The following is a 24,964-nucleotide window of genomic DNA, read 5'->3' on the forward strand; positions in this document are numbered from 1 at the left end:
CGCCCGCTCCCCGTGCGGCGTCACTCCGGGTACGACGGTCCCGGCTCGGTGCGCAGCATCCGCTTGAGCATGCGGTTCGCGGCCCGCATGTCGTCGGTGATCAGACGGGTCTTCACCGTGCCCTTACCGGTGAGCTTGCCGCCCACCTCGAACACCGCGCTCTCGCCCGGCAGCGGCACCGCCTGGCAGCCCGTGTACGTCTCGGCGGGCAGCCGGCCGTCCAGCAGGTAGGCGTAGACCGGGTCGTCCACGCACGGGGTGTAGTACGGGAAGACACCGTGGCTGCCCTCGTTGTCGACGCTGATCATCGACGCGCCCGGGAGCTTCTTCGACGCCGCCAGCGCACCCTCGTACGCGGTCGCCACGTCGAGTTCGTCCTGGAGCATCAGCACCTTCGGGAACGTCTTGCGGTCGAACTTCGGCATCCGGTTGCTGGTCGGCCAGTACGCGCAGGCCGGCGGGTTCTGCAGGTAGGGGGCGACCAGCGGCGCGTCCCGGGTGAGGCGGCGGCTGAACGCGTTCCAGTGCGCCACGCTGTCGTTCCACTGCCCATCCTGGCAGCGGATCACCTCGAAGACGTAGTCGATGTCGTACGTGTACTCGTCCGTGCCCTGGGCCAGCAGGGACCGGTCGCGCTGGGTCTTCAGCGCCGCCTGGGCGGCGACCCGGGACTGCTCGATGTACGCCCGGTCGTCGGCCGTGATGCCCGGCGCGGCGAGCAGCTTCGCGGTCGCGGCGCTGAGGATCTGCTCAGGCGTCCAGCCGTTCCACTCCTCGTAGTACTGGATGACCGTGTTCACCGCCGCCGCGGCCGTCGGGTAGTTCTGCGTGTCGTAGAGCGCGCCGAGGATGAACCAGCCGAACATGAACGGTCCCATGCCGACCCGGGTGCCGCCGGCCCGCTCGAACATCTCCCGGATCTTCATCGGGTCGCTGCCCCGGCCGTACAGGTCGTCGTGTCGGGCCATGTACGGCAACAACTGCTCCTGGAACGCCCGGTCCCGGGTGAACGGTTGCAGGTCCCAGGTCTCCTGCAGCGTCGGCGAGCCGACCGCCGCCACCGAGTCGAGCACCATCCGGCCGGTCCGGCTGCCGAACGTCGCCGCGTACCAGGTGCCCAGCCACGTGCCGTACGAGTAGCCGAGGTAGTTGAGCCTGCGCTCGCCCAACAGCACCCGGATGAAGTCCATGTCGTACGTGGTCTGCTCGGTGGTGATGTACTTCGTCAGCTCGGTGCTGCGGCACCCGCGCACGTTGGCCTGGGTGATCAGGTCGTTGGTGTTGTCGGTGTCGCGGTACGTCACCGTGCAGAGCAGCGGGGTGCTCTGCCCCACCCCGCGCGGGTCGAAGCCGATCACGTCGTACCGCTCGGCGAGGGCGGGCGCGGACCGCGCCACGTACGGCGCGAGCGACAGACCACTGCCGCCGGGGCCACCCGGGTTGACCAGCAGGATGCCCGCGCGGTCGCTGCCGGACGCGGCGGTGCGACTGATCCGGACCTGGATCGTCTTGCCGTCGCGCGGGTTGTGCCAGTCGCGCGGCACGGTGACCGTCGCGCAGGACAGGCCGAGCTTCGCCTCGTCCTCGGGGCTGACCTCGGCCAGCCCGCACGGCTCCCAGGTGAGCCGCTGGGTGGCCAGCGGCGCGGCCAGGGCGGCGGTGTCCGGCTCGGCGGCCGTGGCCGCACTGGCCGGGGTGCCGGCAGTCAGGGCGGCCGCGACCAGCGTCACGGCGAGCAGGGCGGCCGGCCGGCGCACGCGGCGTGGGTGGCGCGACCCGGTCGTGGGATGGGGCATCGTCCCGTCCTCTCGTACAGCGGTTGATCGAACGGCTTCACCCTGGCCCAGGAGTGTTTCGCCGCAGCCGTCCCGCCGTGACGAAGACCCGCCATGGCAGGATCCGGCCAGTTACAACCAGCCGCGCCGGGTGGCCTGCACGCCGAGTTGGAACCGGCTGCGCGCGCCCAGCAACTCCTGGAGGCGGCTGACCCGCCGGTGCACCGTACGGTTGCTGACGCCCAGGTCACGGGCGATCGCCTCGTCGGTCAGGCCCGCGGTGAGCAACGCGAGCAGCCGCTGCGTGGCCACCGTCGGCTCGGCGTCCGGCTCGGCGGTGTCGGCGGTGGCGTGGATCGGCGCACCGAGCCGCCAGAACACCTCGAACAGCTCGGACAACCCCTCCAACAACCGGGAACGGTGCACCAGCAGCGCGTCGGCCTCGTCACCGCTGGCCCGGGGCAGGACCACCAGACCATGCTCGGCGTCGGCGAGCATCATCTTCAGGGGCAGCTCGGGAAAGACGCGCGCCTGCTCACCGGCGGCGACGGCGGCCCGCACCGCGCCCAGCATCGCCTCGTCGTGCAGCAACTCGCCCTCGTACACGCAGCGGTAGCGCCGCCCGCGCCGCAGCGCGTCGTACTGCACCTCCTCCGGAACGCGGGTGGTGTCGCGCAGGTACGGCCCGCGTTCCAGACCGCGCACCTCGGCGCGGGCGCCCGCCTGCAACTGGCGGAACAGCTCGCGGACGGCGTCCTTGCCCTCGACGACCTCGACGAACGCCGCGCCGGCACCGTGCACGGCGGTGTAGAGCCCGGAGAGCGTCTCGGCGGCGGCACGCGCCCGGGCGGCCTCCATCTCCCGCAGCGCGGCCCAGTTCTCCAGGGCGGTACGCGGTGGCCGGACGTGCAGCACACCGGCGGCGTCGCGGTGCACGGCACCGCTGCTCAGCAGGCCGGCGAGCGCACGGGTCGCCCGTGGCGACGCGGTGGACAGGAACTCCCGCTGCGCCACCGGCGCGACCCGCAGAAGATCCTGGTAGACGTCCACGGCGTCCGCCGTGAGCGGGAGCGATTCCACGTCGAGGGCGGGCGTCACGGCGGGGGGACCGATCCGCATGCCGGCGATCGTAGAGCGCGTCGACGTCGACGATTCACGCAGGTCGGAGCGCATGGATAGTGATCAGTTCGAAGGCGCGTCCCCGCCCTGGCCGGACTCGCGACGGTGGTACTCGGGTTGCAGCCGCGCGCTCGTGAACGCCGTCTTCACCGCCGCCTTGAGCGCGGCGATGTCGTACGCCCCGTGGTGGCGCTGGCCGTTGACGAAGAAGGTCGGTGTGCCGGTGACGCCGCTGAGGTCCGCCGACTCCACGTCCTCGGCGATCCGGTCGACGCCCATCCGCTTGACCATGTGCTCCCGGAACACCTCGAGGTCCAGACCGAGCTGCTCGGCGTAGCGCAGCAGGTCGGTGGGGTTGAGCGCGTCCTGGTGCGCCAACAGCAGGTCGTGCATCTGCCAGAACGCGCCCTGTTCGCCCGCCGCCTCAGCGGCCTCGGCGGCGAGCTGCGCGTGCGGGTGGACGTCGGTGAGGGGCAGGTGCCGCCAGACGTACCGGACGTTGGCGAAGTCGGCCAGCAGTTCCCGGACCACCGGCTCGGCCTGCCCACAGTAGGGGCACTCGAAGTCGCCGTACTCCACCACCGTCACCGGCGCGTCGAGCGAGCCGCGCAGGTGGTCGCGCTCCGGATCCACCGGAAGTTTCAGGTCGACGATCCCCATGGCCATGCCGAGCAGCGCGCGCGCACGCCGGGTCGGCGACAGCCGCGCGACGATGCGGAACAGCAGCCAGGTGAGGACGGACGCGCCGACCGTCGCGACGAGGATGCCGAGCTTCGCCTCGTCCAGCGCCGGGCCGTGCAGGGCGTGGCTGGCGATCAGGAGCGCGACGGTGAACCCGATACCGGAGACCGTGCCGACCCCGACGACGGCGATCCAGCCGACCGGCGGCCGGAACCGTTCACCGCTGAGCCGGGTCACCAGCCACGAGGTGAGCACGATGCCGACCGGCTTACCGACGACGTACGCCGCCACCACGCCGAGCGTGACCGGCGACGTCACGGCCCGACTGAGCAGCTCGCCGTCGATGACGATCCCGGCGTTCGCCAGCGCGAACAGCGGCACGATCACGTAGCTCGCCCACGGGTGGTAGAGGCTCTGTAGTCGTTCGTTCGGGGACAGCGCGGCGGTGAGCCCGGCCTGTGCCATCCGGGCGAGCTGCGGGGTGGGCTGCTCCCGGAAGAGGCGGAACTGGTCGCTCGCCCATTGCAGGTCGCTGCGGCCCGGGTCGTACGCGTAGGTCAGCAACCCCATCAGCAGGCCCACCACCACCGGGTCGACGCCGGACTCGGACACCGCGACCCAGGCCGCCACGCCGAGCAGCGCGTAGAACCAGCCGTGTCGAAGACCCCACGCCCGGACGAGCACCACGACGGCGAAAATCACGGCCGCGACGAGCAGTGCGGTCGGCGAGAAATGCGCCGGGTAGGCGATCGCCAGCACCGCGATCGCAACCAGGTCGTCGACGACCGCGACCGTCAGCAGGAAGGCCCGCAGCCGGTCCGAGAAACGCGGACCGAAGACGGCCAGCGCCCCGAGCGCGAGAGCCGTGTCCGTGGCCATCACCGCACCCCAGCCCACCGCCGTGGACCGCCCGGCGTTGATCGCCAGGTAGATCCCGATCGGCAGCAGCATGCCGCCGAACCCGGCCAGCATCGGCAACGCCAGCCGCCGCCGCTCACGCAGCTCACCGATGTCGAACTCGCGGCGCAGCTCCAGCCCGGCGACCAGGAAGAAGAACGTCATGAGGCCGCTGTTGACCCAGGTGCGCACATCGTGCGAGACGGGCCAGTCGCCGAGCTGGACCGACAGGGTGGTCCGCCACACCGACTCGTACGACGACGGGTGCAGGTTGGCCCAGACCAGCGCGACCACGGCGGCGAGGAGCACCACCCGCGCGCCGCCCGTCTCGGTGCGCAGGAACGCGCGCAGCGGGGCGTTGACCCGCCCCTGCCAGGCCGTACGGGCGGACCAGCCCCGGAGCGGATTGTTGCTCGTCACGGAGGCCATCTTCCTCGGCCGGACCATCTCCCGGCGCGGATTTGGCACGAGGCGAACGTCTCTCCTGGCCGGCCCGGCGGACAGGGCATGCACGGAACGCCACCGGTTGGTAACGTATCGATGATCTCGCTGGCGGCGGCCGGCGGTGGTCCCCTGGGGAGGGTCGGCATGTGGGCGGACGACGCCGCGCTCGACGCGGCGGGGCGCCGGCTCGACGAGTGGGAGTCGTCGCTCGCCGAACGGGCGGAACGGGCCAAGGCGCTGTCGGGGCGGGTGCAGGAGCTGACCGGCACCGCCCACACCCCCGACCGGACGGTCCGGGTCACCGTCGACTCGGCCGGCCTGCTGATCGACCTGTGGCTCGACGAGCGCACCCGGCAGCAACCCGCGGCACGCACCGCCCAGCAGATCGTGCACACCACGAAGGCCGCCCGCGCCGACCTGCTGCGGCAGGTCGCCGACTCTCTCGGCGACGACGCCAGCGCCCGAGCCATCATCGACTCCTACACCAGCCGGCTGAGCCACGAGCAGGGGTCGAGCGGTGCCGGGCGGTGACGGCATCCAGGTCGACCCGGACGACCTGACCGCCCACGCCGCACGCCTCGACCGCTGCGCCGGCAGCCTCGACACCGCCCAACAGGCGGGTCAGCACGTCCGGTTGGGCACCGACGCGTACGGTCAGCTCTGCGCGATGATGCCGATGTTGCTCGACGGCCTCCAGCGGACCCTTGTCGACGGCATCGACGCCGCCGCGGGCTCGGTGCGGGACACCGCCGCAAAGGTGCGGACCAGCGCCGACCGCTACCGACACTCCGACGCCCACGCCACGCGCCTCCTCGACGGGGTGCGGCAGCGCCCGCTCGACGGGGTGCGGCAGCACCCGCTCGACGGGGTGCATGAGCGTCCGTGACGTCCAACCCGCTCGTCGCCGCCGCAGCGGACACCCCGCCCAGCGCCTGGGCGGGCGTGTGGATCTGCGAGGACATCGAACTCATCGCCCAGGGCGTCCGCAGCGGCAGCTGGATCGACGGCAGCCTCGGCGTGGTCAGTGCCGGCCTCGACGCCCTCGCCTTCGTCTCCGACCCGGTCGGCGCCCTGCTGCAATACGGGATCGCCTGGCTCATCGAACACGTCAAGCCGCTCAGCGAGGCGCTCGACTGGCTCGCCGGCGACCCGGCGCAGATCACCGCACACGCCCAGACCTGGCGCAACGTCGCCACCTCGCTCCGCGAAGAGGCAGCCGAGCTGACCCGCGCCGCCCGCGACGACGTCGCCGGCTGGGGCGGCAGCGCCGGCCCCGCCTACCGCGCCTGGGCCGCCGAACAACACCAGGCCATCACCGGCCTCGCCCAGGGCGCCGACACCATGGCCGCCGTCACCGAAGGCGCCGCCGGCCTGGTGGCGGCCGTCCGGCTCCTGGTCCGCGACGCCATCGCCACCTGCGTGTCCCGCCTCATCACGTACGCGGGCGAACTCGTCATCACCGGCGGACTGGCGACGCCGCTGGTCGTGGAGCAGGTCACGACGCTGGTCGCGTCGTGGGGGGGCGCGGATCGCACGGTTGCTTCGCGCACTGCTGGCCAGCCTGCGACGGCTGATCCCGGAGGTACGCCGACTCGGCGACCTCATCGACAAGCTCAAGCGGGCGCTGGGGCGGCTGCACAGGCAGTCGCCCGGCTCGCAGAGGCCCGACAGTCCCGGGCCGACAAAGTTACCGGGTGACCCCAGCCGACCGGACTTCAGTAAGGCCGAGATCGACTCACGGAAGATCACCGCCTACGCCATGAACCCGGAGCACCCGGTCGGCAAGAACAAGTATCGCGTCATCAACTCGGCCACCGGCCTCGGTCCGGACGACGCCGACGTGATCATTCAGCAGATCCGCGAAGGCATACTCGCCAGCAAGCCGCTGCCCGGCAAGGCGGACGATTTCGGCCAGCGGTGGTCGGTGGACCTTCCTCTGACCGGGCCGGATGGCACGATCACCGTTCGCACGGCCTGGATACTGGAGAACGGGGCATCTGCACCTCGGATGGTGACCATCTCGTTCCCGCCAAAGGAAGGATGACATGTTGGAGCTGTACGACGTGGTTGAGCTCCGAGAGCCCATTCCGGAGGAAGAACTGCCTGCCGGGTCAGTGGGAACAGTCGTTCACATCTTCGGCGGTCCCCCGGCTGCGTACGAAGTCGAGTTCGCCGATGCCGACGGCCGTACCGTCGCCATGGTCACGCTCCGAGCCGACCAACTGGTTCACCGAGGCGAGTAGACGATCAGCCTGGCGAATCGAAACTCTGCCCGCGCACCGTACGCGGATCGGGCCAGGAAGTGGTTCGGTTCAGGCCCCGACGCTGCGGTCCACCGGACGGAGCAGCCGCCGGAAGTCCTTCGGCAGCTCGGATTCCAGCTTCTCGAGGTCTTCCGCGCCCACCGTCTCGCGCAGGGTCGTCAAGACGGCGCGGGCGCCCTCTGCGGTCCGCTCGTCATCCGTTCCCGCGCGGACCCCTACCTCGTTGAGGAACTCCACGAGGTCGATCCGTTCGGCGAAGTCCACGTCCTTGTGCAGGTAGCCCCGCAACTCCTCGGGGACCTGGCTGGCCAGGTGCCGCGCCTCGCCGCCACTGATCCCCTCCGCCAAGGTCGTCAGCGTGGCCCCGACGACGGTCGCCGCCTCCGCCGCCGGCATTCGCGCCCGCTTCCCCACCGCTTCGAGAAATTCGGCGTGGTCCACCAGTTCCTCCTCTGGATCAGTTGGGGTGCGTCGCGTCCGTGGGTGCTACCCGCGGCGCTGCCGGCTACCGGTACCAACCGGTTCGGTAACCTGCCGGAACTCGTTCGGAAGCTGGGCCATCGCGTCCTCGAACTCGTCGCGGGAAACAGCCTCACGCAACGTGGTGAGCACCGCGCGAACCCCGGTATCGGCAATCGCACGGTCGATGGCCGGGTGGTCCGCCACCCGCCGCACGAACTCGTCGAGCCCGAACGACTGGGCGTGTTCCTGCCTAAGCGGTGGCTGTTTGCGCAGGTGATCGTCGAGCCCGTCGGGAAGCTGGTAGGCAAGATCCTCCGCCTGGCCGGCGCTGATCCGATCCGCCAATGTCTCCAACGTCGCGCGGCTGAGCGTCGCCGCCTGATCGGTCGAGACCTTCGCCCTCGTGGCCACTACGTTGATGAAATCCTCGTATTCCACCTGATTCTCCTCTCCGGACCGATCGCCGTCGAACGGTCAGCTAGGTGCGCCCCAGACCTGAGGTTTGGTGCGTTTTGCTCACACAAGGGTCAACGTGTGCGACCCGGCTGACCCGTTGGGTTCCCGGTGGCGGGGGAAGGATTCCCTGGCGTTCCCGCTCCTTGCACTACTCCGTGATGCCGAACTGGTTGTCGAGCAGCACCCTCGACCTCGACAGCCTCTCGGAGACAGGGTGACGGCGCCTCATCCCGATCGGGCGAATCAGGAGTGGTGGTTTCGCCGGCTGGCCCGGATTCGGCACGCTCCCACGCCACCCGTTCGGACCGTTCTACGCAGGCCACGCCGACAGATAACCTGACTTTTATAAACTTCGATGTCCCGGTCTCGACTCGGCGCGAAGTACGTGCACTGTGGACGGTGATGAAAGGAGACTCCATGCGCGCACGCAGATGGGCGACGCTGGCCGTGGCGGCGACGCTCGCGATCGGTGGACTGGTCGGGACCGGCGCCGCCCCGGCGGCAGCCGACCCGCAGGGCGGCACGCTCCGCGGCGTCTACTACGACGGTCAGTTCTGCAACAGCTACGGCAGCGAGGGTGTCCAGACCGGGCAGTGGAGCTGGTACTACTGCGAGTACCGCCAGTACGGTCCCAACGCACCCGGGTTCTACTTCCTCTGGAGCTTCACGTACTGAGCCCCGGTTCCGCCGCCGGCCCCGCTCGGCCGGCGGCGGCTCCCTCATCGGCGCAGGCGGCGGGAGCACTCGCCGTCGTGGCCGTCGCGCAGCAGGCAGCGCCGACCGCCGGGCAGCCGCAGGTCGCAGAAGACCCGGTGGCGCAGGCACTGGTGATCCTCCTCGGAGACGGCGGTCTCCCCCGGGTCGGCCATCGGCAGCCACCAGCATCCACCGGCCGACCACCCGCGCCAGGCGCTGCGCGGCGGGCAGGTCGGCGGCGACGACGGGCAGGTGGATGACGTACCGCTGGCTCATCGGGGCTGGTCCTACGCGGTCGGCCGGCGGTCCAGCTCGCCCCTGATCCGGGCGGCCTCGCGACGGCTTTGAGCGAGGGCCGCGTAAACGGCGGCCATGTCGACGGCGAGCGCGATGACCGCCACCCCCTTCGCGATCATGAACGGCTGTCCGGTCGATGAATTTGCATGCCCCGGTTCATGCAGCTCAGGCGAAGCTCGATCGGTGATCCGGCTGGAGACCGGCAACGGTCACCGGCGGTCGGTACCCGTCAGTTGGAACTCGTAGCGATCCGCCTCGCGGGCGACGGCTCGGACGAGAGTCTGAAAGGCCTGCGGGGTCAGTCCATCCTTCGGCGTCCAGCCGTGGGTGACCATCCGGCCTTGGCCGTCGATCCGGAAACCCACCAACCGGCTGTGGCGGTTTTTCCCCCACGCCTCGCGGTACAGGCGGACCCACTGGTCGACGACTTCGGCGCCGGCAACGACGGCGGTAAGGAGATATCCATCCGGGCCATCGTGTACGCGTACCGAATGCGAACGGCTGTTGGCGAACGAAACCCTGACCTGATGCCCTTTCGGCCGCATGTCGTCGCTTTCACAGAGCCGCCGCCAGTTATCGCGCGTGCCGAACATCCTGCTCCAACTCCGCCCTGAACTCGTTGAGCAGCCGATCGCGTTCGGGAAGATGCTCCCGTTCCAGCCCATCGGCAAGCGTCGTGACGCGCCTGATCAGAGCCGCGACCCGGGACGAGTCGTACGTCGGCGTGGTGAGCAGGACATCTTCCTCCACGGTGACGTCGTAGCTGCCGCCGCGAGCCTCGACAGCACCGAGCCGCGCCGGAATCCCGGCCGACCATCTCGCCAGTTCATCCCACTGCTCTGCGGTGCTAATGCGGCCGATGGGGCTCACACACCGAACGAGGAGGTGCGAGCCTTCCCGCTCAAGTTGCAGGCTGAAGGGCTGCTGCCGACCGCCAGCGAAGACGACGGTGCCGAGGAGCGTCCCGTCGCCGGGCTGGTTGCGTTCCCAATCGATGGTGAGGTCAGAAAAAGCCAAGCGCGCCAGCGCGTTGAAGCGCTCGAGTTGTTCGGCGGCGCGCGTCTCGTCCAACGCCGGCGGCCGATCCTTCCCGTTCAGGTGCTCGGGGCGTACGGGAAACGAGGTCTGGAGCGGGCCCGACGGCAGCGGTGGGACGGCCTCGTCAACGAGTGCCTCCCGGCTCACGTCGAGGTGGCGGTCCCCGCCCGCCGGCAGCGTTAGGCCTTCGTGCATCAGCCGGAGGAAGTCGTTCATCCTGCGCAGTACGCGACGGACCTGCAGGCGTTCGACGGTGTCGGTGAGGTGGGGGTAATACACCTGCAGCAGGTCGTTGCCGGCGGCCGAGCCGTTCAGGTTCGTAAGCCGGCGCTCGCTCTCGGATCGCATCCGGTCGACTCGTCCGATCCGCTGCTCGATGGCCGACGGGGTCCATGCGAGACCGTAGTGGTAGACACGGGAGCAGAAGGTGTGCAGATCCTCGCCCTCCTGCAAAAGGTCGGTGCAAATCAGCACGAGTGGGTAGCCGGGGAGACGGAACTGCTGCACGTGCCGGTTGTTGACCCGGCCGGACATCCCGGCGACCGGTTCCTGCGCCGTGAAGAGCCGGCTCACGAGGCCGCGGGCTTCTCGCAGATCAGCCCGCCGCACATCGGGGAGGTTGATGTCGAGCACCAGGTCGTGGTGCTCAGCCAGCGCCGTGAATTCGTCTACCGCCGACCAGTCTCGGTCCGCAGACGGGACCGCTGCCTGTTGTTCGAGTTCGTCGAGGTAAGCGGCGATCAGTCCGTCCGCCTCGATCGAAGCCGCCGGATCCAGGGTTGGCAGGTGATCGGTGACGACGGCGTACAGATCGAGGAAGGGGTGCCCGAGACGGGCGGCGGCCGAGAGGACCTGTGCCCGGAGGTACTGGTCTCGGAAAGAGTCCCCGAGGTTGGTCCGGGTCGATTCCGGCCAGATGAGGTTGCGCAAGTGCGGCCGTTGCCGAAGCTCGGTGAAGAAGGTCATGGTCTCCAGAAGCGCTGGATCAGCCTCGGCCGAGACGGCGCTCCGCTTCTCGGGGCGGTACAGCTCGCGCCAGATCACCTCGGCACGTTCGCGATGTTGCCCCTCGTGATGGGTGAGTAGTTCGAGCGCGGCGGCCTGAACCGCGTCGAACCGAGCACCGCGGGTCGACTGCTTGGCCCCGGTCAGGTAGTGGCGTGAGTGTTCGCGTACGAGCCGGTCGACCTTGTCCCGATCCTTGCCGAGGGCGGCCGCCAGTGAGTCCCCAACCTTTCCGGGGCGAGCGCCCAGCAGCGCCATGAGGTGGTTGTCGTCAAAGAACGTGCCGAGCGCGCCGCTCTGGTTACGGAACCTCGCCTGGATAGTCGCACCGCTGACGATGCTGGCGGGGCCAGCGCCGCGAAAGAACCACGCAAAGAAGGTGTCCTGCCCGCCGGCGTCATCGTCCTCTCGGACACGGTCGGCCGCTACGGCGGTTGAATCGCGTAGCGACCGCTGTCGGCGGAACTCGTTGACGACGTCGTCGAAAGTGGACAGGTGCCGCTCGCTCAGCCGGCTCCGCAACCGGTCGACGAGCCAGTCGCTGTACTCGTCGTCCAGCTTGCGCTTGAGTTCGGAGACGGACGCGACGCGGCGGACGAATACGAGTCCCTTACGGCCGTCGCGCCACGAGGTGTTAAGCGCAGTGACGAGGGCGTCCATCTTCGGGTGTGGCAGCTCGCGACCGAACCGCTGGAAGTGATCACGGGCCAGATCGTTGACCATCGGCACGTCGACACCCTGCCGCTCGACTGCATCCGCGGCCTGATCGGCGTCGTCGAAGTTGGCCTTCCCTGCCTCGTCCGTGTTGTCGTCGGGTTCCTCGGTCGCGGCCGGTGCCTGAGCCGTACTGGTTTCGAGGAACGACTCGAATGACGCGAGCATGCCGACTTGGAAGCGGGTGCCGAACCGCTCGTCGTCGAGCAGTTCGCTCACCTTCTTCTGAACCAGCGCGACGGTCAGCCGTTGCCGGTCGTCCGTGATCCGGATTGGTTCATCGTGCTTGGCGACGCCCCCTCCGCGCCACTCCCGCCGGTAGAGGTTCTTGGTCAACCGCTGCCCGGAGACCTCCAGCGATGTCACTCGGCGGATTAGGAACTGTCCCGCGACATCCCGCCTCTGCTGCTCGCTGGCGTCCGGGTCGCGGAGCAGTCGGAAGGGTTCGGCGAGTCCGAAGACATCGAGCTGGTTCCACAGCTGCCGGTAGTCGTCGTCCACCGGCGTCGCGGAGAGCAGCAATACTCTTCCCGCCCGACGGCCGTACATCTCCTGCAATTGGGGATCGAGGTCGGCGCGGTCACGACCGAGTACGGTGGCGAGGACCCGGTTTCGAGACGACGACTGGGGACCCCAGCCGTGCTTGAGGTTGTGCGCCTCGTCGACGATCACGAGGTCGAAGTGCGGCAGCGCGGCGTTGATCGCCTGCGCGAACCGGTCTTTGATCACGTCGGCGCTGGCACGCAGGTCGACCAATTCCTCGGGAAGCCATGGCACCTGCTCACGCAGCCGGTCGCGCAGGTTGCGTCGCTGCTGCGCGTCCCGTCGCATGGGGAGACTGAAGCTGGGGAGGCGGACGAAGAAATCACGGTCGGGGCCGACCGCCGTCTCCTCCAGGAGCTCGATCAGGTCCCGGCATTGTACGAGCGGACGCGCCGGCAGCCCACCCGGCATTCGCACCCGCAGGTCGTCGAAGCGCACGTTGTTCTTGATGAAGACTTGCTGCTCGCGACGCCACTTCTGCTGGATGTTCTCCCTCGGCGCGACAACGAGCACTCTTAGGTCCGGTGTGAAGTGGCGCATAAGCGCGACGACGCCGAGCGCCACGTACGTCTTTCCCATGCCGACCTCGTCGGCGAGGTAGGCGACGTGATGGCGCTGCAGGATGTTGTGCAGGGCGACCGCTCCCTGGAGCTGATCCTTCGCCCGTTGCGGGTTGCGGATCACGCGGTCAAAGTCCAGTAGCTGTGCGCCGGTGTCGAGACTGATCCTCATGCCGGCACCGCTGCCGTCTTGAGGAAGCGGGCTTCGTACCAGTCAAGGAACTCGGCCATCTCGGCATCATTGCGCGCGATGAGCTGTTCCCGGAGGACTGCCCGCCCCGCGAGCGCCTGCTCCAGGCGAGCAACCCCGACCGGATCCGACGTCCAGAATGCCTCGAAGCTGTCGCGTACGTCGTCGGCGAGTTGCTGCGCGCATAACACCATCAGGTAGCGGTCCAGCGGATCGCCGCTGGCCTCGTTTGAAACCTGCTCGACGAGGATTGGCAGGGAATCGTACTTGGCGCCGAACATTCGGAACCGAGCCTCCTCGACGCGATCCTCGTCCAAAGCGCCCCGCACGGCACGACGCAGCGACGCGAACCCGTGAAAGATTCCGGCGAATCGGTCGAAGATGGTGTCGCCGGGCTTGGCGAGAGCGGGCTCCACCGGCAGATCCGCCCCAGCGCCAAGCAGCGCACGGCCGTGCTGGGCCAAGTAGGCGTTCCGCTGCTCGGCCGTGAGCATCGACCAGTAGCGCAGGATATCGGCCGGCGCCAGGTCGAGCAGGATCGAGGGCCGGTGCGCCATGCCCGTCTCGTGGACCAGGACGATTCCGCGCTGGTCGCCAACAACCGCGGTGAGGAAGCTGGTCTCGCGGAGCCGTTCGCGAAGGATCGCCGCGTCGTCGGCGGCGATGGGGGTCCAGGCGGCATGCTTCAGGTGACCGATCTCGAAGAGATGTACGCCGCGGTCGTACACCTCGATGCGCGGGCTGTCGCCCGGGCCGTCCCACAGGACCTCGGCCTGCCCGGACGCCCAGTCGAAGCGTGCCAGCAAGGGCACGAAACCCTGGTCGACGCCGTCGTCCTCGCCGGGTTGCGCGAACGGCGGCGGCTCCTCGATCTCCTCCAGCCAGAATCTCGGGCGCCGATCGGCGGTCACCTCCGACAGCACCCCGGTCTCGACGTTGCCACCGCCCGAGTACGCCGGCCTGGTCAGGTTGAACGACCCGACAAGGGTGACCTCCCAGTCCTTGGTGAAGAATCGGTACACCTTCGCGTGCACGGTCCGGTAGGTCGCTCCCGTCGCCTGTTTGCCGCCGCGCGCGAGGACCGCCTTGGGTAGCCGCCCCCACTCCCCTCCGCGTTCGCGTACCCAGTCGTAAAGCTGCGGACGGCACCGTGCCAGACCACCCTCTTCGGGCAGCATCACCCGCCATCGGCGCGGCTGGAAACGGTCGATGAGGCTCTCCAGCGGCACCGAGGCGTCCGCGTCGTCGAGGTACGGGGAGAGCACCTCTAGATTCGCGCCACGCAGCCGCTGACCGGCGATCTCGTCGATCTGATCTACCAGGTCCTTAACGCCACGCCGGCCGTTGTAGAGGAAGTGGGGGTGCATCCGGTGGTTCGCCGAGCGGTGCACGATCGGTTGCACGGTGCGAAGCAGACCGCGAATGTCGTCCAAGGCTAGGTGAGACTCAAAGTTCCGCGCCATCCTCCGCAGGTGTTCGAGGAAACGCTGGATCTCCGGGGCAGTCCGCGACCGGCTGTGCTCGCCGATCTCCTCCAGGTGGGCGCATTCGACATTCTCCCACCAGCCCGCCTGTGTCAGGTTCGCGGAGCCGGTGAGCACCACCAGCGACCGCTCCTGGGTCGACGTATTGCGCACGAGGATGAAAGCGTTCTTCGGATGGAAGTAGCCGGTGCGGGGTCGGACAGGGATTCGGCGTACGTCCAGGCAGGCTGTTCCGTCACCCGTCACGATCGCACCGGGATCGTAGTAGACGGCGACCCGGCCGGCGAGTGGGCGTAGCGCCTCCTCGAGTTGGAGGCGCCGGATCTGCGGGTCCTGGTGCAGTTGGACGTCGAAAAGAGCCGGCAGGATCTCGCGCTCGAAGAAGCCGGGGTCGAAACGGAACGTGCAGAACAGGGCGGCCAGCACCTCGCGACCGTTGATCTGCTCGCGCAGCGCCTCGGTGAGCACCTCCCGGGGAATGCCCTCGCTCACGCCTCACCCTTCCCGATTGCCGCCAGCATGGACACCAGTGACGGGATGAAGTACGGATACCGCCACAGCTCTCGGACGTCGTCACCGGTCGGCAGATCGGCCGGCTCATCTCGGAACCGCACACGCAGGTGGTCCTGGTCGGTCACCTCCAGCCAAGGGAGTGCCGCACCACGCTCCTGCATCGCCGTGGCGTTGCGCTCGGCCAAGGTCCTGATGAGCGCCGGATAATCGCCTTGGGCGAGCGCCTCGGCGATACGTGGCCACTCCTGGCCGGGCAGCGTGGACGCCGCACGCGGGTTGATCGATTCGAGGCGGTCCCCCCAGGACGATCGGAGGTCGGCCACGACGTGGTCGAGGTGGGCACCGTTTCGACCGAGCAGGTAGCTGAAGAGCAGGGAGGCCGGCGCGAGCACGGATTCGCAGGCGATGATCCGGCTCACAAGGTCGGCGATGTCGCTCCAGCCGCGCGACTCAGCGTCGTCGGCGATTGATATCAGGTACGGCCGTGAGGGGCGAATCGAGTCGGCGGGCCTGGTTTCGAACAGGCTGGCGAGCCTGGCCTGCCGTCCCTTCGTCGGATCACTCGGTCCTCCCTCGACCAGGTGGTACCGGTAGAAGTCGATTTCCTGCCGCGACATCTCGGGGGCGAAGACGCCGGCCACGGACTCGCATTTCGCGCTTGCCCCGAGGCCGAACACCACTCGTTCCCGCCGCAGTTCCCGTACGAGATGGCGGGCGTCTCGGCCCCACCCGGGTTCCAATCGCGGAAGGTAGACAGCATCCACGAAGGCGCTCGCTTCAGGGGTGAGCCGAACCGGGCTTCCCGAGGCGACGAGTCCGGACACCCGGGCCGGAGATGTGTAGTTGCCGAGCAACCCGTCCGTTCGCTGGTTGCTCAGAATCTGGTGCTCCGGCTGCGCCGACAGATAGACCTTACCGCCATTGCTGCCGGCCTTCGCTGCCCGCGCGGCGATCCGCTGCAGCCCGAAGAAGCCTCGATGACCGTGCACGACGTGCCGCACGTACGCCGCCATCTGCTCCCAGATCAGGAAAGCGTTCGTCGTGTTGTCGAACTCGTCCGCGGCGGCGAGTTCAGCTAAGCGCAGCCCGACGAGCAGCGTTGTGAAGCCCGGAAGAGAGTCCGTGACTGTGGTGAGATTGCCGATGAGCGGGCGTCCCGTCGCCGACCACACGGCCTGCGCACCGAGCCCGTCGCGGGAACCCTTCACGCGCGCACGCGGATCGAGGTCGGTCAAGAAGAGCGCCACGGACGCAATCATTCTCAACTGGAATTCGGCCGCCAATCGTCCGTACCGACACAGGTTTCGGGCGTTCCGCCCTCGCCTCGCGCCATGACTCGACTGCCCTCGGTGACTCGGCGGGTCGAGAGATGACGTGGTGGACGATATGTCGGACCACTGGTGCTGAGTAGCTTGGGCGGATGTTGACGGCGGGGATCGATCTTGCGGCGGAGGACGCCAACACTGCGGTGGCCTGGATTCGGTGGACTGCGACAGGTGCCGTGCTGGAAGAGCTGATCATCGGCGCTGGCGAAGATCAGCTCGTCTGGGCGGCTTCGGCGGCGGACAAGGTCGGGATTGACTGTCCGCTTGGCTGGCCGGAGCCGTTCGTGGAATTCGTCCTCGCCCACCATCGCGGGGATCTCGTCGCCCCTACCGACCTGGTCGGGCGCGACTGGCGCAGGAGCCTTGCGTGGCGCCGGACCGACGCGGTGACCCACGCCGTGACCGGTCGCCTACCGCTCAGTGTCGCCGCGGATCGGATCGCACACACGGCGATGCGGTGTGCCGCCCTGCTGGCGCGGCTCGCCGCAGACGGGCATCCCGTGGACCGCAGCGGCGGCGGGACGGTTGTCGAGGTCTATCCTGCGGCGTCACTGAAGCAGTGGGGGCTGCCCTACCGGGGATACAAGGGACGGCAGAACAGTGTTGTCCTGAACGACCTGATGAACCAGTTGACCACCGCTGCGCCGTGGCTGCGGCTGGGCGACTTCGAGGCGGCGTGCCGGGGTAGCGATCACGCGGTCGACGCGGTCGTGGCCGCACTGACCGCTCGTGCGGCTGCCATCGGCCACGCCACCCGTCCCGGCCCCGACGACCTGGCCGCCGCCGCAACCGAAGGCTGGATCGCCCTACCGACCGCACCACTGAGCTCGCAGCCTCAGTACCTCAACCACGAAGGGTGAGCTGCATGACTGACGAACGCTCCTTAGGCGAGGTCCCGGATGGTTGGCCCATTCCGAAGCAAGACGCGCTGGATGCGGCTCGCGCGGCGGCACTCAACGCGCTGGAAGACATCGAGCGGGCAGGGCGTCGCCTCGCCCGCTACTACGACCCGACGGGCAAGTTCGCCGGCGGAACGTTCCTGACGGTCACCCCGAACGACCCAGGGCAGATCACCGCAGCCGATCTGTTCGCGGTGACGCTACTCAGCATCCAGCTCCGCCCGGCCGCCGCCCGTCGTGTGCTTCACGACGAGCAGCATCGCGAAGCAATACGCCGTCGCTTTGCAGCCGTGCCGGAGAACGCCGACCTGACAGGGGCCGATGCCGTCACCCTGAACGACGCCAGCGCCCTGTATGAGGACGTTAAGCGAGCGCTAGCGAGCCCACGGTCAGCGAAGTCGGATCCGTGGGTGACCGCCAGCAAGCTCTGCGCGCGAAAGCGGCCACGCCTGCTCCCGGTGAGGGACAAGAAGGTACGAGAGCTACTGGGCATATTGCCTGGGTCTGACCATCGGCATGACTGGCTGATCCACCGCGAGTTGATGCGTGATAGCGAGATTCACGGATTGCTCAATGATGCGAGGGCCAGCGCGACAACCCGAGAAGGCACCCGAGTTGATATCCAAGACCCATCCCTCCGGGTGCTCGACGTCGTGCTCTGGACGCACGCCATCCACCACGGTCAGCGGTAGCCATGGTTACCGCTGGCGAGACGCCGGGTCGTTGTCGCTCGTGCCCTCCAACGTCCACGTCCCCGCAGGCAGAAGACGGTTCGCCTCACGAAGAAAGAGCGCTCGATCAGCCGGAGCGCTGAAGCGGAACGTCACCGTTCCGTCATGAAGTCGCCAGGACTCGGCGCCGGTTCCTCCCCAGGTCAACTGCTTGTACTGGCCCGACGAGCAATGCTGCGAGAGCCCTCGGAGCATGTGCAGTACTGCCCTATCGCTCGTCCGCACGGTGACGCTGTACTTGCAGGCAGCGTAGTCCGCAGGGGCCACTGCGAGGCCTTCCCTTCCTACTGATGATCGAGTGCAAATGAGAGGAACGGACTGGCCGTCCCGCTCCACGACACATGCAGCGCCTCCCGTGCCCGCGTGCTCGCCACGAACAGTAGGCAACGTTCTCGTAGCAGGTCGCTCTCGTGCTGCATTGGATCCACGTCGGCCGGCGTGACCTCCTTGGCGAACGGCACCGATCGCGCCGTGACGCCGACCACCGCCACGCACCGGAACTCAAGCCCTTTCATCGCGTGCATGGTGGCTAGCCGCACCCCGTCAACGTCCGCGCCAGGTTGATCCCTAACCCGGACAGAAAGAATCCCGGCGGCAGCCAACGCCTCCTGCACGTCGCCCAACGTGGTGTTGAACCTGGCGCACACCGCGACGTCGCTCACCGCGACGCCCTGTTCCAGCCACTCCCTCACCCGCTCGACGAGCGCCGCGATCTCGGCCTGGCTCGTCGGGTACCCGGCGGCGTGCGGCCGCTTGCCGTGCAGCAGCGACCGGTAGCCGACAAGGCTGTCGTCGCCGTCGCCACCCAGGTCCTCGATTCGCGTTCCGACGAGCACGCCGGCGGACCAAGCGAGGATCTCCTCGGTGCTGCGGTAGTTGACCCGCAGCCGGCTGCTGCGCCCAGCGACCGAGATGCCGAGGGCGTTCAGCGAAACGCGAGAGTCGTAGATCCGCTGATGCGGGTCGCCGGTGATGAAGAGGTCGTCCGGGCCTGGTGCCGCCGCGGCCCGCAGTATCCGCCACTGGGCGGGATGCAGGTCCTGCGCCTCGTCGACGACGACGTGGTCGTAACTGTGCTCGGTGAGGTCCGCATCAGCGAGCAGCTGTGCCGCCCGCGTGCAAATCTGCAGGTGTGTGGCGGTGCCGGCGGCCGAGAGTTCCTTCTGGAACATATCCACGGCGTTCCACACCCGGTCGCGCTGCTGCGGGCCGAGCGCCGAGCCTCTGCCCCGCCGGCTGGCCGCGCGGTACTCCTCCTGGCTCTGCACGTTGTGGGCGAGGATGACATGCCGGAATTCCTGGGCGAGGAACTGCTCGGTCCAGGTCAGGTTCAGCCTGCGGCACACCCGCCGCCAGACCTGCCGCTCGTCCACGTCACCGATCGGGGTCGGCACCCGCCCGGCGAGGGCCCGCACGGCGCGGTGCGCGAAGGCGTTCACCGTGGTCACCTCGACTCGCGACAGCTTCTCGTCGTCGTCGAGGAGCAACGCCAGGTTCTCCCGTAGGGCCGCGGCCAGGGCATTGGTGTACGTGGTGAGCAGCACCCGGCTGTCGGGCGTACGGGAGAGAAGGTGCTTGACCCGATGGAGCGCCACCACCGTCTTGCCGGTGCCGGGCCCACCCGTCACTCGAGCCGGCCCGTTGTAGGAGACCCGGTACGCGATTCGACGCTGCGACGGGTGCAGGAACACCCGCCAGGCAGCGAAGGGCTTGTCGAGGATCTCGGCGAGTTCGTCCGGCCGGGTGACCAAGGTGATGCGGTTGGCGGTGTTGGCGATAGCCACGGCCAAGCTCTCGCTCGGCTCCGGCGTCGCGTCCGCAGGCCGGCGCTCGGCTACGACGTCGCGGTAGACCTCGTCCGGCGTGAAGCCCTCAGCGAGGTACTGCAACACCTCGAACTGGTCCTCAGGCAGCAGCGTGCCAAACGCGTCCAGCTGCCGCTTGTCGATGATCGTGCGTACCGCCCGCAGCACCTGGTCGTCGATGCCGAGGTGCTGTAGCACCGTGTCGGAGTGCTTGGCGAACAGCAGGTTGGGTGCCTCCGCCGCGGCCTTCTCCAGCGCCGGGGTCAGCTGCTCGATGGCGACGACGTTGCGGACCTCCAACGCCCGGGTCGCCGTGTTCACCGTGTAGAGCCGCTTCGCGGCCCAGGTGTACGCGTCGTCGTGCGGCACGACGTTGAGCAGCAGGAAGGTGTCGCTGCCGTCGTCAGGCGCCAGCACGACTCCGCGCCAGAAGTCGGTGATCCGGATGGTCCGCATCCGCGGGTCTCGGGCGTTGTTCACCGACTCCAGGTGCAGGCCTTTGTCGGCGTGCAACTCGGCGATGGTGAACTGCTGGAACTTCTCCATCGCCTTACGTACGCCGGCCTTCACCGGCTTCTCCAGGACGTCGTAGCTCTGCCAGAAGCTGTTGGCCAGGGCGAGCTGCGGCACGAAGCGGCCTCCTGCGTGTTCAATCAAGGCGGTGGGTGCGACCCTACCGGCTACCGGAATTCGTAGGACTGGACCGTATCGGGTCACCGCATCTGAGCTGTCCTTAATCCGACAGTGATTCGCAATCACTTGGCTTCGGTGAGTCACGGCATCAACACTTATGCATGGCCCGCTCGGACGGTACGCCAGACGTAAGCCGAAGCCGCCAATCGTCACCCCGGCCGCAGGAAAGTGCGCCCGACAGCTTTCCTCCCTCACTGCAGCCCTTGCTTACGCGGATCGCCGATCGGCGCGCCGCCCGCAGTGAGGCGACCCTGCAGGCCGACATCCGCCAGCTGCTGCTGACCGGCGACTTCGGGCTTTCCGACGCCCACCTCGACGTCGACCTCGAGGCCCCGGCTGGCGGTGGCCGACGCATCGACATCGAGGTCGGCTACACCATCATCGAGGTCAAGCGACGGCTCCAGACCGGTCGCCCACTCCGGGATGCTGAGCGCCAGCTTGCTGGCTACGTGTGGTCGCGGAGCATGGAGAGCGGCCAGCGGTACGTCGGCATCCTCACCGATGGAGCCAACTGGCGTGCGTACCAGCTCGCCAGCGACGCGCTGACCCTCATTGACACCCACACGGTGGCGGCCACCCGCCCCGATGGCCTGGCCCTCTTCTACTGGCTGGAAGGCGTGCTGGCGACGAGCCAGCGGGTCTGGCCAGCTCCCGCCGAGGTCGCTCGCCGCCTTGGCGCACAAAGCACCTCCCACAAGCTGGATCGCGCGGCGCTCGCCGCGCTGTACTTGGAACACGAACAGCTGCCAACCGTGAAGTTGAAGCGGAAGCTGTGGGCGGAGCTACTGGACAGCGCGCTGGGCACCCAATTCGTCGACGATCCGGATCTGTTCGTTGAGCACACCCTGCTGATGAACAGCGCGTACATCATCGCGCACCTGGTCGTCGGAATCGACGCCCTAGAGTTGCAGCCGCACGATCTCATCACCGGGCAACGGTTCGATAAGGCACGCATCCTGGGCGTGGTCGAGCATGACTTCTTCGGCTGGACCACCGAGGTGCCCGGCGGTCGCGAGTTCATTCAGGGACTCACCCGGCGACTGGCCCGGTTCGACTGGCTGCGGGCCGATCACGACATCCTCAAGGTGCTCTACGAGTCGATGATCGGTCCCGAGACGCGCAAGCGGATGGGCGAGTACTACACGCCCGACTGGCTCGCGGAGCATCTGGTCGACACCGTCGTCACCGATCCGCTGCGGCAACGGGTGCTGGACCCCGCCTGCGGCTCCGGCACCTTCCTCTTTCACGCCGTACGCCGGTATCTCGCTGCGGCCGAGAAGGCGAACGTTCCGCTGGATGCCGCGCTGACGCATCTCACCCATCACGTGGTCGGCGTCGACCTGCACCCGGTGGCCGTGGCGCTCGCGCGCGTGACCTACCTGCTCGCCATAGGTCACCAGCGGCTGACCGATCAACGGGACGCCATTACCATCCCGGTCTACCTCGGCGACAGCATGCAGTGGCGGGAGCGCCGTGACCTTTTCACCGAGGAACACGTACGGATCAGCGCCGGCTACAACGCCAGCGAGGTCGAGGAGTGGCTCCGCTTCCCGAAACGCTTGCTCGACGAGCCGAGTCGCTTCGATCAGATCGTCGCGCGACTCGCCACCATCGCGTCAAAACCGCGAGACCCGGACAACCCTCCGTCGTTGGCGGCCCTCTTCCACCACATGAGGATCGGACCGGACGACCAGCCGATGATTCGCGGCACCTTCGAGGCGATGTGCCGGCTGCACGACGAGGGCCGCGACCATATCTGGAGCTACTACCTGCGCAACCTGGCCCGGCCCGTCTGGCTCGCCATGGACGACAACCGAGTGGACGTCCTCATCGGCAACCCGCCCTGGCTCTCCTATCGCCACATGCCTCGGGACATGCAGACACGATTCAGAGAACTCTCCCGCGACCGCGGGCTCTGGCACGGCCGGGAGTACGCCACGAACCAGGATCTGTCGGCTCTCTTCGTGACCCGAGCGGTCCAGCAGTACCTTCGCGACGACGGTTCGTTTGCCTTCGTCATGCCCAACTCCGTGCTCGATCGAGAATACTTCGCGGGCTTCCGCAGGGGATGGTATGAGGACACGGCCGAGCCAACCGCCGTCGCCTTCAGCGGCTCCTGGGACCTGCGGCGTCTACGTCCTCATCTCTTTCCACGCGGCGCCGGTGTCGTCTTCGGCGACCGGGCCACCCTGAGCACCTACCGCCAACTGCCCGCGTCGACCGAGCGGTGGACGGGACGTGTGCCAGCGAACGCCCGATCCTGGCACGAGGTCGCGCCGACAGTCACCCGCGAGCCAGCAGAACTGGTCGCGGGCGGATCGCTCACTGAGTCGCCGTACAAGCAACGGTTCACCCAGGGCGCCACGATCGTGCCGAAGCTGCTGTTCTTCGTCGAGACAGATACCGGCGGGCGGCTCGGGCTGGGTGCCGGCCGCCGCGCCGTACGCTCTGCGCGCAGCAACCTGGAGAAGGCCCCGTGGAAGGATCTACCCTCGCTCGACGGCGTGGTGGAAAGCGAGTTCATCCGGCCTGTGTTGCTCGGCGAGAGCCTGCTGCCGTACCGGATCCTGCCCGCAAAAAGGGCGGTACTACCGCTCGACGGTTCCACCCTGATGACCGGGCCCGGGTCCCGACTCGACTACTATTTTGGCCTCGCGGAGTGGTGGCAGAAGGCGGAAGCTACCTGGGAAGCGCACCGTAGCAGCACGCGCCTCACGCTGGCCGAACGACTCGACTTCCATCGCGGGCTCACCGCACAGCTCCCCACCCCGCCTCTGCGGCTGGCCTACTCCGCCTCCGGGATGCATGTCGCCGCCGCCGTCGTCGATGACCCCGCCGCGGTCATCGAGCACAAGCTCTACTGGGCACCAATCGCCACCCGCGACGAGGGTCTCTTCCTCACCGCGATCCTGAACAGCTGCGTCCTGACTGAGCTTGTCCGACCGATGATGTCCTACGGGAAGGATGAGCGAGATATCGACAAGCACGTGTGGAAGCTGCCCATCCAGCGATACGACGACGGGATCGCAGTGCACAAACGGCTCGCGGAACTCGGGCAGCAGCAGTCCGAAACTGTCGCCGGGCTGCACCTCACCGAGGGCGCGAACTTCGTGGCCTTGCGCCGCATAGTCCGAGCGGAACTCGCGCGACACCCCGCAACTCCTGAAATCGAGACGGTCGTCATGGAGATGCTGGGTTGAGGGATCCCGTCGGCATTCTGTCTCAGCGGGTCAGTCTCGGCGGCAGCGATCTCGCAGCTCAGAGATGACTGCCTTCTCGAGCCCGTTGGCGGCACCATCCACGGCCGCCACGAGGTCGGCAGCGTCGAGGACGTCACTCAAGTCTCCTTGCTCGGCGTTCAGGCGTCGCCACACCTCGGCGGGGTCGATGTCGACAACATGCTCGAGCTGTCTATCAATCACCTGATGCTGATCCCGGACCAGTCTCACCAGGTGCCGCATCAACAGCGTCTCGTCGTCCGCAATCTTGTGGTCTGCCGTGATGACGAGCCACGCGACCCACAGAATCAATTCAGGGTGCTGACTCCGCTTGCTCAGGCGCTGGGCCAGTTCGATCACCCGCGCCTCGTTCCGGAAGACGGCTCGCGCGTGCCGACCGGCGAGCAGCGTCGTATAGCGGTTCATGACCACCGCAAGTGGAACCCCGACGACGGGGATACCGATCTTGATGACGTTACGTTGCAGGAGGAACTTCCCGACGATCGGAAGGCTCTTCGCAGCGTTCAGGACCGCCCCAGAGTAGAAGCGCTTGATCAGCGGTCGCACTACAACCGGGACCGCCTTGACCACGCCTTCGCGGGCCATTTCCCCGCCCTTGATCGTGAAGGCCACCCGGATGAGCTTCCACATGTCATCTGGGTCGGACAGGTCTAGCGGGACTCGATAGAGGACTGCGATGTCGTAGGCCAGTCGGAGCTGGAGCCGGGTGATGTACGCGACGTCGACCATGAAGGTCGCGACAGCGGCCGGGACAGTCGCCGGCGAGGCACCACCAAAGCTCCCGAGGGTGGCGACGATAGCCGCCGAGTAGGCCCCGGCGGAGAGCCCACCTTCGAGCGCGGCGTACCGCGCTGCCATCTTGATCCGCTGATCCACGATGGCGTCCGCGGGTACGCCCTTATACCGCTCCTGAAGGTACTGCCAGTCGACCTTCTCCGTGTAGGAACGCAGGCCCTGAGCGATGAGCTTGGTGAACCAGCCACCCGACTTGATGTCGTCCGGGCTCAGCCCCTTGATGAACTCCCGCAGCTCAGCCCGCTCATGCTCGACAACCTCCCGGTCGGCATCGTCCCCGGCGTCGTCGACACCTTCCTTAGTAGCTTCAGTCATGGCGAGTCCTCTCCGGAAGACTCA

21 protein-coding genes and 1 pseudogene are annotated in these 24,964 nt (G+C 68.0%); 9 read left to right on the forward strand and 13 right to left on the reverse strand.

Annotation, left to right across the window (positions count from 1 at the left end; all coding sequences use genetic code 11):
• Positions 1 to 20 precede the first annotated feature (20 nt).
• From ACN269_RS06260 to nhaA, 3 genes are all read right to left on the reverse strand, one after another.
• Positions 21 to 1,796: an alpha/beta hydrolase gene (locus ACN269_RS06260; RefSeq protein ID WP_421471494.1), complete on the reverse strand. Its 1,776-nt coding sequence runs from the start codon at positions 1,794 to 1,796 to the stop codon at positions 21 to 23.
• Between the two features lie 111 nt (positions 1,797 to 1,907).
• Positions 1,908 to 2,894, reverse strand: a complete 987-nt coding sequence (locus ACN269_RS06265) for a LuxR C-terminal-related transcriptional regulator (protein ID WP_421471495.1) — start codon at positions 2,892 to 2,894, stop codon at positions 1,908 to 1,910.
• A gap of 63 nt (positions 2,895 to 2,957) precedes the next feature.
• Positions 2,958 to 4,892 (reverse strand): Na+/H+ antiporter NhaA, encoded by a 1,935-nt coding sequence (nhaA, locus tag ACN269_RS06270; protein ID WP_421471496.1) that lies wholly within the window; start codon positions 4,890 to 4,892, stop codon positions 2,958 to 2,960.
• Positions 4,893 to 5,060: 168 nt separating this feature from the next.
• Between nhaA and ACN269_RS06275 the strand changes: the two genes are divergently transcribed.
• Genes ACN269_RS06275 through ACN269_RS06295 form a run of 5 tightly spaced genes read left to right on the forward strand, consistent with a single transcriptional unit; the run spans position 5,061 to position 7,159 of the window.
• A complete protein-coding gene (locus ACN269_RS06275) occupies positions 5,061 to 5,447 on the forward strand; it encodes a YbaB/EbfC family DNA-binding protein (RefSeq protein ID WP_421471497.1) in 387 nt (128 codons plus the stop codon).
• Entirely contained in the window at positions 5,434 to 5,802 is a 369-nt protein-coding gene (locus ACN269_RS06280) for a type VII secretion target (RefSeq protein ID WP_421471498.1), read from the forward strand. Before ACN269_RS06275 ends, ACN269_RS06280 begins: the two co-directional genes overlap by 14 nt.
• Positions 5,799 to 6,614, forward strand: coding sequence for a WXG100 family type VII secretion target (locus ACN269_RS06285; RefSeq protein WP_421471499.1), 816 nt, complete (start codon positions 5,799 to 5,801; stop codon positions 6,612 to 6,614). Before ACN269_RS06280 ends, ACN269_RS06285 begins: the two co-directional genes overlap by 4 nt.
• Entirely contained in the window at positions 6,550 to 6,960 is a 411-nt protein-coding gene (locus ACN269_RS06290) for a DUF6883 domain-containing protein (protein WP_421476212.1), read from the forward strand. Before ACN269_RS06285 ends, ACN269_RS06290 begins: the two co-directional genes overlap by 65 nt.
• A gap of 1 nt (position 6,961) precedes the next feature.
• On the forward strand, positions 6,962 to 7,159 hold the full coding sequence (locus ACN269_RS06295) for a DUF4926 domain-containing protein (RefSeq protein ID WP_421471500.1): 198 nt from the start codon (positions 6,962 to 6,964) through the stop codon (positions 7,157 to 7,159).
• A gap of 69 nt (positions 7,160 to 7,228) precedes the next feature.
• On the opposite strand, the gene ACN269_RS06300 is transcribed toward ACN269_RS06295, so the two are convergent.
• Positions 7,229 to 7,621, reverse strand: a complete 393-nt coding sequence (locus tag ACN269_RS06300) for a DUF2267 domain-containing protein (RefSeq protein ID WP_421471501.1) — start codon at positions 7,619 to 7,621, stop codon at positions 7,229 to 7,231.
• Positions 7,622 to 7,666: 45 nt separating this feature from the next.
• Positions 7,667 to 8,080, reverse strand: coding sequence for a DUF2267 domain-containing protein (locus ACN269_RS06305; RefSeq protein WP_421471502.1), 414 nt, complete (start codon positions 8,078 to 8,080; stop codon positions 7,667 to 7,669).
• A gap of 435 nt (positions 8,081 to 8,515) precedes the next feature.
• Here ACN269_RS06305 and ACN269_RS06310 point away from each other — a divergent pair, with 435 nt between their 5' ends.
• Positions 8,516 to 8,773 (forward strand): hypothetical protein, encoded by a 258-nt coding sequence (locus ACN269_RS06310; protein WP_421471503.1) that lies wholly within the window; start codon positions 8,516 to 8,518, stop codon positions 8,771 to 8,773.
• Between the two features lie 44 nt (positions 8,774 to 8,817).
• On the opposite strand, the pseudogene ACN269_RS06315 reads toward ACN269_RS06310, so the two are convergent.
• From ACN269_RS06315 to ACN269_RS06340, 6 genes and pseudogenes are all read right to left on the reverse strand, one after another.
• A pseudogene (locus ACN269_RS06315) lies at positions 8,818 to 9,070 on the reverse strand (hypothetical protein).
• 11 nt (positions 9,071 to 9,081) lie between these two features.
• Positions 9,082 to 9,210 (reverse strand): hypothetical protein, encoded by a 129-nt coding sequence (locus ACN269_RS06320; RefSeq protein ID WP_421471504.1) that lies wholly within the window; start codon positions 9,208 to 9,210, stop codon positions 9,082 to 9,084.
• 90 nt (positions 9,211 to 9,300) lie between these two features.
• On the reverse strand, positions 9,301 to 9,684 hold the full coding sequence (locus ACN269_RS06325) for a hypothetical protein (RefSeq protein WP_421471505.1): 384 nt from the start codon (positions 9,682 to 9,684) through the stop codon (positions 9,301 to 9,303).
• On the reverse strand, positions 9,665 to 13,123 hold the full coding sequence (locus tag ACN269_RS06330) for a helicase-related protein (RefSeq protein ID WP_421471506.1): 3,459 nt from the start codon (positions 13,121 to 13,123) through the stop codon (positions 9,665 to 9,667). Before ACN269_RS06330 ends, ACN269_RS06325 begins: the two co-directional genes overlap by 20 nt.
• Positions 13,120 to 15,093: a hypothetical protein gene (locus ACN269_RS06335; protein ID WP_421471507.1), complete on the reverse strand. Its 1,974-nt coding sequence runs from the start codon at positions 15,091 to 15,093 to the stop codon at positions 13,120 to 13,122. Before ACN269_RS06335 ends, ACN269_RS06330 begins: the two co-directional genes overlap by 4 nt.
• A 20-nt stretch (positions 15,094 to 15,113) precedes the next feature.
• Positions 15,114 to 16,385 (reverse strand): hypothetical protein, encoded by a 1,272-nt coding sequence (locus tag ACN269_RS06340; RefSeq protein WP_421471508.1) that lies wholly within the window; start codon positions 16,383 to 16,385, stop codon positions 15,114 to 15,116.
• Between the two features lie 173 nt (positions 16,386 to 16,558).
• On the opposite strand from ACN269_RS06340, the gene ACN269_RS06345 reads away from it, so the two are divergent.
• Together ACN269_RS06345 and ACN269_RS06350 are read left to right on the forward strand one after the other, a co-directional pair.
• Positions 16,559 to 17,323, forward strand: coding sequence for a DUF429 domain-containing protein (locus tag ACN269_RS06345; protein WP_421471509.1), 765 nt, complete (start codon positions 16,559 to 16,561; stop codon positions 17,321 to 17,323).
• Positions 17,324 to 17,328: 5 nt separating this feature from the next.
• Entirely contained in the window at positions 17,329 to 18,054 is a 726-nt protein-coding gene (locus tag ACN269_RS06350) for a DUF6308 family protein (RefSeq protein WP_421471510.1), read from the forward strand.
• 323 nt (positions 18,055 to 18,377) lie between these two features.
• On the opposite strand, the gene ACN269_RS06355 is transcribed toward ACN269_RS06350, so the two are convergent.
• Positions 18,378 to 20,528, reverse strand: coding sequence for a UvrD-helicase domain-containing protein (locus ACN269_RS06355; protein WP_421471511.1), 2,151 nt, complete (start codon positions 20,526 to 20,528; stop codon positions 18,378 to 18,380).
• Positions 20,529 to 20,794: 266 nt separating this feature from the next.
• Here ACN269_RS06355 and ACN269_RS06360 point away from each other — a divergent pair, with 266 nt between their 5' ends.
• Entirely contained in the window at positions 20,795 to 23,791 is a 2,997-nt protein-coding gene (locus tag ACN269_RS06360; protein ID WP_421471512.1) for an N-6 DNA methylase, read from the forward strand.
• A 30-nt stretch (positions 23,792 to 23,821) separates the two neighbouring features.
• On the opposite strand, the gene ACN269_RS06365 is transcribed toward ACN269_RS06360, so the two are convergent.
• Positions 23,822 to 24,940 carry a hypothetical protein gene (locus ACN269_RS06365; RefSeq protein WP_421471513.1) on the reverse strand — a complete coding sequence of 373 codons (1,119 nt, stop codon included), beginning with the start codon at positions 24,938 to 24,940 and terminating at the stop codon, positions 23,822 to 23,824.
• Positions 24,941 to 24,964: the final 24 nt, after the last annotated feature.

Source organism: Micromonospora sp. WMMD736 (assembly GCF_049179015.1).
Classification (GTDB): domain Bacteria; phylum Actinomycetota; class Actinomycetes; order Mycobacteriales; family Micromonosporaceae; genus Micromonospora.